Genomic DNA, 9,261 nt, shown 5'->3' with positions numbered 1-9,261 from the left:
GCCGCATCGTGCGCCGCGACGTGGAAGCCGCGCGCGACCGCGCGGCGGCCTTGCCTGCATCGGGCGCGCCGCTCGCCGCCCGCCCCGCCGCGCGCCGCGTTCCCCACACCGGCATGCGCCGCGCCATCGCGCGCCGCCTCACCGAAAGCAAGCAGCACGTCCCGCACTTCTACCTGACGGTCGATTGCCGCATGGACGCGCTGCTGGCGCTGCGCGCCCAGGCCAACCACGGCGGCGCGGTCAAGCTGTCGGTCAATGACTTCATCGTGCGCGCGGCCGCGCTGGCGCTGCGCGAGGTGCCGGAAGTGAACGCCTCGTGGCACGACGACGCGATCGAATACCACGCCGGCGCCGACATCTCGGTGGCGGTGGCGACCGACGGCGGCCTGGTCACGCCCATCGTGCGCGACGCCGACGTGAAGTCCCTGTCCGCCGTCTCGGGCGAAATCACCGAGCTGGCCGGACGCGCCAAGATCAACCGCCTCAAGCCCGAGGAATTCACGGGCGGCTCGCTCACCGTGAGCAACCTGGGCATGTACGGCATCAGCCAGTTCGCCGCCATCATCAATCCGCCGCAGGCCGCCATCCTGGCCGTCGGCGCGGCCGAGCGCCGGCCGGTGGTGGACCAGGACGGACAGCTTGCCGCCGCCACCGTCATGACCGTGACGCTGTCGGCCGACCACCGCGTGGTGGACGGCGCGGTCGGCGCGCGCTGGCTGGCCGCCTTCCGCGCGCTGATCGAAAACCCCGTGCGCATCCTGCTGTGAGCAACACGATGACGAAAACGACTTTTGACGTGGCCGTGGTGGGCGGCGGACCGGGCGGCTACGTTGCCGCCATCCGCGCCGCGCAGCTCGGCATGTCGGTGGCGCTGGTGGAACGCGCCGAACTGGGCGGCATCTGCCTGAACTGGGGTTGCATCCCCACCAAGGCGCTGCTGCACAGCGCGACCGTGCTGCGCGCGTGCCGCGAGGCCGCGCACTACGGCGTGACGGGCGCCGGCGAGGCGCGCGCCGACCTGGCGGCCATGGTCGCCCGGTCCCGCAAGGTCGCCGGCCGCCTGGGCCAGGGCGTCGCGCACCTGATGAAGAAGAACGGCGTGACCGTGTTCGCCGCCAGCGCCAGGCTTGCCGGGTCCGGCAAACTGGCGCTGGACAACGGCGCAGCGCTGTCGGCCAGGCATATCATCCTGGCCACCGGCGCACGCGCCCGTGAACTGCCGGCGCTGCCCGTGGGCGAACGCATCTGGGCCTACCGCCAGGCGCTGGTTCCCGCCGACGTCCCGAAGTCGCTGCTGGTGGTGGGCGCGGGCGCGATCGGCGCGGAATTCGCCAGCTTCTACCGCGCGGTGGGCGCCGAGGTCACGCTCATCGACATGACCCCGGAAATCCTGCCGCAGGAAGACGCGGAAATCTCGCAGCTGGCGCGCAAGGCCTTCGAAAAGCAAGGCATCCGTGTGCTGACCCGCTGCGCGGTGACGGCGTCATCGCACACGGCCACGGGCGTCAAGGTGACGCTGGAGCACGAAGGCAAGAAGACGGACCAGGAGTTCGACCGCGTCATCGTCGCCGCAGGCATCGTCGGCAACGTCGAGAACCTGGGGCTGGAGCAGACGCGCGTCAAGGTCGAGAAGACGCACATCGTCACCGACGGCCTGTGCCGCACGGGCGAACCGGGCGTTTACGCGATCGGCGACGTGGCCGGCGCGCCGTGGCTTGCCCACAAGGCCAGCCACGAGGCCGTGCTGTGCGTGGAGGCCATCGCCGGCCAGCCCGCGCACCCCATCGACCCGCTGCGCATCCCCGCCTGCACGTATTCCTACCCGCAGGTGGCCAGCATCGGCATGACCGAAGCCCGCGCCCGCGAACACGCCAGGCAGACCGGCGGCGAAATCCGCGTGGGCAAGTTCACCTTCGCCGGCAACGGCAAGGCGATCGCGATGGGAGAGGACCAGGGCCTGGTCAAGACCGTCTTCGACGCGAAGTCGGGCGAGCTGCTGGGCGCCCACATCATCCATCCCGAGGCGTCCGAGCTGATCACCGGCTACGGGGTCGCGGCATCGCTCGAAGCCACCGAGGAAGACCTGATGCACACCGTGTTCGCGCATCCGACGCTGTCGGAAACGCTGCACGAATCGGTGCTGGCGGCGTTTGGACGGGCGCTGCACGCGTAGGAAGGATGCCAAGCGCAATCGCGCCTAGATCCGACCCGCGTAGAAATCCAGGAAGCACGCAATGCGCCGCGACAGCTGCGTGTTGCGGTGGTACACCGCGTGCATCGGCTGCAGATAGTCGGTGTATTCGCTTTCCATCACCTTCACCAGCCGCCCCGCCTGGATGTCCTCGCGCACCACGAAGTCCGACAGGCAGGCGATGCCCACGCCGCGCAGCGCCAGCTGGCGCTGCGTTTCGCCGCTGGACGTGGCAAGCGTCGGCGTGGCCAGGTAGCTGGTCCCGCCCGCGTGGCGCAGCGGCCAGACATTCAGGCTTTCCGGCTGGGTGAAACCCAGCACCTCATGGTCCGCCAGGTCTTCGACCGTGCGCGGCGCGCCACGCCGGGCGATGTAATCGGGGCTGGCCATCATCCAGCGCGGCGACGGGCGCAAAGCGCGCGCATGCAGCGTGGAGTCGGTCAGCGGCCCCATGCGCAGCGCCACGTCGGTGCGATGCTCCATCAGGTCCACGATGCGGTCGTTGCTGGTCAGTTCCAGCGAGATCTCGGGATAGGCTTGCCGGAACTCGGCGACGTGGGGCACCACACAGTGCAGCATCACCGGCACCGACGCATCCACGCGCAAACGCCCGGCCGGGCGCTGATGCACCATGCGCATGCACTCCTCGGCCTCTTCGAGCGCCGCCACGATCTGGCGCGCCTTCGGCAGGAAATGCCGCCCCTCTTCGGTCAGCTCCATGCGGCGCGTGGTCCGGTTGAGCAGCGTAACGCCCAGGTCTTCCTCCAGACGCTGCAGCCCCCGGCTGACGCCCGACGCGGTCTGGCCGAGCATTTCGGCGGCGGCGCTGAGGGAGCCTGCGTCGACCACGCCGAGGAACAGGCGCAGGGCTTCGGAGTTCAGGGACATGAATCGCGCTCCGGTGGTTGTCGCTGAATTTTATCGGGGCGAGCGCCGCGATCAATGGCCTGGCTGCGTCGGCCCGCGGATTACAAACCGGGAGCTGTATTCCGGTTTTACAAACCAGAGTCTGTAAAACGGACAACCCGGCGCAGATCGTGATCGCCACGGCCGCGGCGCAAAAAAAAAGCGGCGCTGGAAGCACCGCCTTCTTCGGGTTGCCGGCAATCCGCCGATCAGCGCTTGCCCTTCTGCTTCAACTGCGACAGGTCGCGCACCGCGCCGCGATCCGCCGACGTCGCCAGCGCGGCATAGGCCTGCAGCGCCTGCGACACCACGCGCTCGCGTCCCACCGGTTCCCAGCCGTCGGCACGCGCGTCCATCGCGGCGCGGCGGCGGGCCAGTTCCTCGTCGGAAACGGCCAGGTGCATCTTGCGGTTCGGGATGTCGATCTCGATCACGTCGCCCTCTTCGACCAGGCCGATCGTGCCGCCTTCCGCCGCTTCCGGCGACGCATGGCCGATCACCAGGCCCGACGAGCCGCCCGAGAAGCGGCCATCGGTGAACAAGGCGCAGGTCTTGCCCAGGCCCTTGGACTTCAGGTAGGACGTGGGATACAGCATTTCCTGCATGCCCGGGCCGCCCTTGGGGCCTTCGTAGCGGATCACCACCACGTCGCCGGCGACGATCTTGTCGCCCAGGATGCCTTCCACGGCGTCGTCCTGGCTTTCGAAGACGCGCGCACGGCCCGTGAAGACCCATTGCGACTCGTCCACGCCGGCCGTCTTCACGATGCAGCCCTTTTCAGCCAGGTTGCCGTACAGCACGGCCAGGCCGCCGTCCTTGGAATAGGCGTTCTCCTTGCTGCGGATGCAGCCCGTCTTGCGGTCGGTGTCCAGCGTCAGGAACGTGGCGTCCTGGCTGAAGGCGACCGTGGTCGGGATGCCGCCGGGCGCGGCGCGATAGAACTTCTGCGCCGCTTCGCCCGCGCCGCCGGCCACGTCCCATTGCTGGATCGCGTTGCCCAGCGTGCCGCTGTGCACGTTGCCGCAGGTCAGGTCCAGCAGGTCCGCGCGCGCCAGTTCGCCCAGGATGCCCAGGATGCCGCCGGCGCGGTGCACGTCTTCAATGTGGTACTTGTCGGTGGCGGGCGCCGCCTTGCACAGGCACGGCACCTTGCGCGAGATGCGGTCGATGTCGGCCATGGTGAAGTCCACGCCGGCTTCCTGCGCGGCCGCCAGCAGGTGCAGCACGGTGTTGGTCGAACCGCCCATCGCCACGTCCAGCGCCATCGCGTTCTGGAATGCGCTCTTGGTGGCGATGCTGCGCGGCAGAACGGATTCGTCTTCTTCCACGTAATAGCGGCGGCACAGGTCCACGACCAGGCGGCCGGCCTGCTCGAACAGCCCCTTGCGCCAGGCGTGGGTAGCGACGATGGTGCCGTTGCCCGGCAGCGCCAGGCCGATGGCTTCCGTCAGACAGTTCATCGAGTTGGCCGTGAACATGCCGGAACAGGAGCCGCAGGTCGGGCAGGCGCTGCGTTCGACTTCGGCCACTTCGGCGTCCGAGACCTTGGGGTCGGCGGCCTTGATCATGGCGTCGATCAGGTCGATCTTGGCGATGACCTTGCCGTCGGTCGGCGACTTGACCTTGCCCGCTTCCATCGGGCCGCCGGACACGAACACGACCGGGATGTTCAGGCGCATCGCGGCCATCAGCATCCCCGGGGTGATCTTGTCGCAGTTCGAGATGCAGACCATGGCGTCGGCGCAGTGCGCGTTCACCATGTATTCCACCGAGTCCGCGATGAGTTCGCGCGACGGCAGCGAATACAGCATGCCGCCGTGGCCCATGGCGATGCCGTCGTCGACGGCGATGGTGTTGAATTCCTTGGCGACGCCGCCGGCGGCTTCGATTTCCTTGGCCACCAGCGCGCCCAGGTCGCGCAGGTGCACGTGGCCCGGGACGAACTGCGTGAACGAGTTCACCACGGCGATGATCGGCTTGCCGAAGTCGCCATCCTTCATGCCGGTGGCGCGCCACAGGGCGCGTGCGCCGGCCATGTTGCGGCCGTGGGTCGAAGTGCGGGAACGGTAGTGCGGCATGATCTGTCTCAGGCTGTAGCTGTTAGCGTGGGCGGCAAAACGGTAAATAATACGCTGGATGGGGCCGGGACGCCCGGCGGCCACCTCAAGGCCGGCGATCGGCCATCAGGCGGACGCCACGCCACGCGCCGCGAAAGCGCTGGGCGATTCGCCGACCGCCTTGCGGAACATGGCCGCGAACGCGCTCGGACTCTCATAGCCCAGGTCCAGCGCCACATCCAGCACCCGCTGGCCCCGCGCCAGTCTTTCCATGGCGGCCAGCAGCCGCGCCTGCTGGCGCCAGCGGCCGAACGTCATCCCCGTGTGGCGCACGAACAGCCGGTGCACCGTCTTGGGGTCCACCCCCAGATCCCGCGCCCAGTCCGCCGCCCCGTCCTGGCGTTCCGGATGCCGCACGATGGCGCGGCAGATGCGGGCCAGCCGGGGTTCCGACGGCTGCGGCAGATGCAGCGGCAGCACCGGTTCCTGCCGCAGTTCGTCCAGCAGCAGCAGCATCAGCCGGCCGTCGCGCGTGTCCGGCGCCCAGTCCAGCGGCACCTCGGCGGCGGCCGCCATCAGTTCGCGCAGCAGCGGCGACACCGACAGCACGCAGCATTGCGCCGGCAGGTGCGCCGCCGCCCCGGGTTCGACGAACACCGTGCGCATGCGGGGCTCGCCGCTCATGCGGATGCCGTGCGACACCCAGGCCGGCACCCAGACCCCGCGCGTGGGCGGCACCACCCAGATGCCCGCGTCCGTATCCACCACCATCACGCCGGAAATCGCATAGACGAGCTGGCCGCGGCGGTGGCGGTGGCGCTTGACCCGATGGCCATCCTCGTAATCCACCGCCAGCCCCGCCACTGGACGGCGCGAGGATTCGTAGGGGAAGAGGTCCAGATCGGCCGGAGACCGGGCCGGGGCAGAGGAAGGCATGTCCATTTCTCGATGAGAGCGGCGCGGTTGACGGCAAATGGTACCCGACCCAGACGAGACGGCAGCCTCCGACGTGTCCCAGGCCACCCACCGCCCCGACGCCGCCAGCACCACGGCCTTACGGCGCCCGGTCCCGCAGCGCCAGCAGCGCGTCCTGCAAATGGCGCAGCCCGCGGCTGAGCGGCTTGTCGCGACGCAGGACGATCGCCAGGTCGCGCGACAGGCGCGGCGTCAGCGAACGCACTTCCAGCGCATCGCGCCGGCCCGCGCCCGATACCGCCAGGCGGGGCAGCACCGCGCAGCCCAGCCCGGCCCCCACGATCTCCTTCATGGCCTCCGTGCTGCCCAGCTCCATGATGGGCTTGGCCGCCACGCCGGCCGCCTCGAACCAGTCGTCCACCAGCCGCCGGGTGCGCGCGCCGGGCTCGAACAGCACCAGCGGCAGCCGCGACAGGGACTGCGGCGTGACGACATCGGGAATGGCGGCCGCATCCCGCGCCGGGAAGATCGCCACGAACTCGTCTTCCATCACCGGCGTCGCCTGGAACATGCGGCCCGGGGCGGGCAGCGTGATCAGCACGATATCCAGGGTATTGGCCTCCAGCCCGCGCAGCATGTCCGCGGTATTGCCGGTGCTGGCCACGATATCCAGCGCGGGAAAGCGCCGGCGCAGGTCGGCCAGCAGCGGCGGCAGCAGATAGGTGCAGGCGGTGGCGCCCGTGCCCATCCGGATCCGGCCCGACACCTGGGACGCATGTGCGGTCATGGCCTGCTCGGCCTGCGCCAGCGCGCCGTCGATCACGCGGATGTGGGCCAGCAGTTCCAGCCCCGCCGCGGTCGGGCCGGCGCGCCGGCCGACGCGCTCCACCAGCTTCAGCCCGAAGCGCCGCTCCAGCTGGCGGATCTGCAGGCTGACGGCCGGCTGCGTCACCCCGCCCCGTTCGGCGGCGGCGGAAAAACTGCCCAGCTCGATGACCTGCGCGAAGGTGCGCAGATGGTCCAGGTTCAGGCCACGCATCGCATCAATCCAAAGTTTTCCTTATGAAAATCATAATAGACCAAAGCTTTATTAATGAAATCAGTTGGCCCAAACTGGCGGCTGACTGACCGAGTTTTCGTTCTTCCATCCGCCGTTCCCTTCATTCCGCCCCAACCGATGTCGCCCCACACGCCCACCGTCCTCATCCGCGACAGCGCGGAAGCCGATCTTCCCGCCATCAAGACCATCTACGCGCATCACGTGCAGCACGGCACCGCCTCGTTCGAACTCGAGCCGCCCTCCATCGCCGAAATGCGCCAGCGCCGCGCCGGCGTGCTTGAAAAGGAAATGCCCTACCTGGTCGCCGAGATCGCCGGCGAAGTCGTCGGCTATGCCTACGTCACCCCCTACCGCCCGCGCCCGGCCTACCGCCACACCGTCGAAGACTCCGTCTACGTGAAAGCCGGCCGCGCCGGGCTGGGCATCGGAGGCAAACTGCTGGCCGCGCTGGTCGAGCGCTGCACGGCTGCGGGCTGGCGCCAGATGCTCGCGGTGGTGGGCGACAGCCGCAACGCCGCATCACTGGCGCTGCACGCCAGCCAGGGCTTCCACCCCGTGGGCACGCTGCGCTCCGTGGGACACAAACACGGCGAATGGCGCGACACCGTGCTGATGCAACGCAGCCTGGGCGAAGGCGACGCAACGCCCCCGCAGCGGCCATGATCCGCGCGCGCGCCATCGTCTGCCTGGGCCTGACCCAGCTGGTGGGCTGGGGCGTGACGTTCTACCTGATCGGCGCCCTGGGCCCGGCCATGACCGCGGACCTGGGCTGGGACGCCCCCCTCGTCTACGGCGGCTTCTCCGCCGCCATCGTCGTCATGGCGCTGGTATCGCCCGCCGCCGGCGCGGCGGTGGACCGCTGGGGCGGGCACCGCGTCATGCCCGCCGGCGCCCTGCTGTCCGCCACCGGCTGCGCCCTGCTTGCCGCGGCGCACTCCCCCGTCCTGTACTTCGCGGCCTGGGCGGTCCTGGGCATAGGCATGCGCCTGTGCCTGTACGACGCCGCCTTCGCATCCCTGGCCCGCGCCGCCGGTCCCGCCGCCCGCCGCCCCATGTCCCAGATCACCCTGTTCGGCGGCCTGGCCTCCACCGTGATGTGGCCCGCGGGCCATGCGCTGGCCGAATCGCTCGGCTGGCGCGGCGCCGCGCTGGCCTACGCCGCACTCGCGCTGGCCACGGTGCCGCTCTATCTGGCCTTGCCCCGCCAGCGCTACGCCGCCGCCGCATCGGACCCCGGCAAAGCCCCCGCCGGCCTGACCCGCACCCCCGCCGAACGCCGCCTGGCCGGCACGTTGTACGCGGTCATCGCGATGCTCACCAACTTCCTGGCCGCAGGCAACGCCGCCCACCTCTTCTCCCTGCTCTCCGGCCTGGGCCTGGCCGCGGCGGCCGCCGTCAGCGTCGCCGCCCTCTGGGGCATCGGCCAATTCGCGGCCCGCCTGGGCGACATCGTCCTGGGCGCCCGCCTGCACCCGCTGACCCTGAACCTGGGCGTGGGCGCCGCCCTGCCGCTGTGCTTCCTGATCGCCCTGCTGTCCGGCGGCGACATCTACGCCACCGCCGCCTACACCCTGCTCTATGGCGCCTGCAACGGCCTCATGACCATCACCCGCGGCACCCTGCCGCTGGCCCTCTTCGACTTCCGCAGCTATGGCGCCCTGGTCGGTTCCCTGCTGATCCCCAGCTTCCTGCTGACCGCCGCCGCGCCCGTCGCGTACGCGTTCATCATCGAATGGCAAGGCGCCCACGCCGCCATGGCGGTATCCGCAACCATCGCCGCCATCATCGCGGCCGCGGCGCTCATGCTGAGATGGAAATTCATCGGGCGGGTCAAGGACGCGAAGGCAGAGATCCACGCGCCCGGCCGTGCGGCGGCAGCGCAAGACAGCGTGTGAGGTGCGCCGTCACACGTGACGCGCGACGCGCGAAGCGCCATCGCACCGACGCAAGACACCGCGCACGCCCGAGACCAGCCGCCCGCGCGGCCGGCCTCGGGCGGGCCCCGCAAGACGCTCCCTCCCACCCCGGCGCTGGCAAGAACCTCAAGAACGCCAACCGCCCCGGCAACCGGCAAGATTCAATCGCCGGAGCGCGGCGCGGCGGCGGCCTGGGGTGCGCGGGGCGTGTAGATG

Annotated in this window: 8 protein-coding genes; 4 read left to right on the top strand and 4 right to left on the bottom strand. The window is 70.0% G+C overall.

What is annotated here, in order from left to right:
• Together ABE485_RS30510 and lpdA are read left to right on the top strand one after the other, a co-directional pair.
• Nucleotides 1-767: 2-oxo acid dehydrogenase subunit E2 (locus tag ABE485_RS30510; protein ID WP_346518992.1), on the top strand; the 767-nt coding region annotated here is incomplete at its 5' end.
• A gap of 8 nt (nucleotides 768-775) precedes the next feature.
• Entirely contained in the window at nucleotides 776-2,173 is a 1,398-nt protein-coding gene (gene lpdA / locus ABE485_RS30505; protein WP_346518991.1) for a dihydrolipoyl dehydrogenase, read from the top strand.
• A gap of 24 nt (nucleotides 2,174-2,197) precedes the next feature.
• Here the strand turns inward: lpdA and ABE485_RS30500 are convergent, their stop codons facing one another.
• The 4 genes from ABE485_RS30500 to ABE485_RS30485 all read right to left on the bottom strand — a co-directional run bounded on the left by ABE485_RS30500 (nucleotide 2,198) and on the right by ABE485_RS30485 (nucleotide 7,108).
• Nucleotides 2,198-3,079: a LysR family transcriptional regulator gene (locus ABE485_RS30500; RefSeq protein WP_346518990.1), complete on the bottom strand. Its 882-nt coding sequence runs from the start codon at nucleotides 3,077-3,079 to the stop codon at nucleotides 2,198-2,200.
• A gap of 227 nt (nucleotides 3,080-3,306) precedes the next feature.
• Complete coding sequence (gene ilvD / locus ABE485_RS30495; RefSeq protein WP_346518989.1) at nucleotides 3,307-5,175, bottom strand: dihydroxy-acid dehydratase; 1,869 nt, start codon at nucleotides 5,173-5,175, stop codon at nucleotides 3,307-3,309.
• Between the two features lie 105 nt (nucleotides 5,176-5,280).
• A complete protein-coding gene (locus ABE485_RS30490) occupies nucleotides 5,281-6,096 on the bottom strand; it encodes an AraC family transcriptional regulator (protein WP_346518988.1) in 816 nt (271 codons plus the stop codon).
• A 112-nt stretch (nucleotides 6,097-6,208) separates the two neighbouring features.
• Complete coding sequence (locus tag ABE485_RS30485; protein WP_346518987.1) at nucleotides 6,209-7,108, bottom strand: LysR family transcriptional regulator; 900 nt, start codon at nucleotides 7,106-7,108, stop codon at nucleotides 6,209-6,211.
• A 138-nt stretch (nucleotides 7,109-7,246) separates the two neighbouring features.
• Between ABE485_RS30485 and ABE485_RS30480 the strand changes: the two genes are divergently transcribed.
• Nucleotides 7,247-7,792, top strand: a complete 546-nt coding sequence (locus ABE485_RS30480; protein WP_346518986.1) for a GNAT family N-acetyltransferase — start codon at nucleotides 7,247-7,249, stop codon at nucleotides 7,790-7,792.
• Nucleotides 7,789-9,024 (top strand): MFS transporter, encoded by a 1,236-nt coding sequence (locus ABE485_RS30475; RefSeq protein WP_346518985.1) that lies wholly within the window; start codon nucleotides 7,789-7,791, stop codon nucleotides 9,022-9,024. Before ABE485_RS30480 ends, ABE485_RS30475 begins: the two co-directional genes overlap by 4 nt.
• Nucleotides 9,025-9,261 lie beyond the last annotated feature (237 nt).

It is taken from the genome of Achromobacter spanius (assembly GCF_039673305.1).
Classification (GTDB): domain Bacteria; phylum Pseudomonadota; class Gammaproteobacteria; order Burkholderiales; family Burkholderiaceae_B; genus Achromobacter; species Achromobacter spanius_F.
The sequence above is the reverse complement of the archived record's forward strand: the minus strand, read 5'-3'. Positions and strand labels throughout refer to the sequence as shown.

What these genes read in the sequence shown, in the direction of transcription:
- lpdA (WP_346518991.1), top strand. Translation starts at nt 776, where the DNA reads ATGACGAAAACGACTTTTGACGTGGCCGTGGTGGGCGGCGGACCGGGC.
- ABE485_RS30490 (WP_346518988.1), bottom strand. Translation starts at nt 6,096, where the DNA reads ATGGACATGCCTTCCTCTGCCCCGGCCCGGTCTCCGGCCGATCTGGAC.
- ABE485_RS30480 (WP_346518986.1), top strand. Translation starts at nt 7,247, where the DNA reads ATGTCGCCCCACACGCCCACCGTCCTCATCCGCGACAGCGCGGAAGCC.
- ABE485_RS30485 (WP_346518987.1), bottom strand. Translation starts at nt 7,108, where the DNA reads ATGCGTGGCCTGAACCTGGACCATCTGCGCACCTTCGCGCAGGTCATC.
- ilvD (WP_346518989.1), bottom strand. Translation starts at nt 5,175, where the DNA reads ATGCCGCACTACCGTTCCCGCACTTCGACCCACGGCCGCAACATGGCC.
- ABE485_RS30500 (WP_346518990.1), bottom strand. Translation starts at nt 3,079, where the DNA reads ATGTCCCTGAACTCCGAAGCCCTGCGCCTGTTCCTCGGCGTGGTCGAC.
- ABE485_RS30475 (WP_346518985.1), top strand. Translation starts at nt 7,789, where the DNA reads ATGATCCGCGCGCGCGCCATCGTCTGCCTGGGCCTGACCCAGCTGGTG.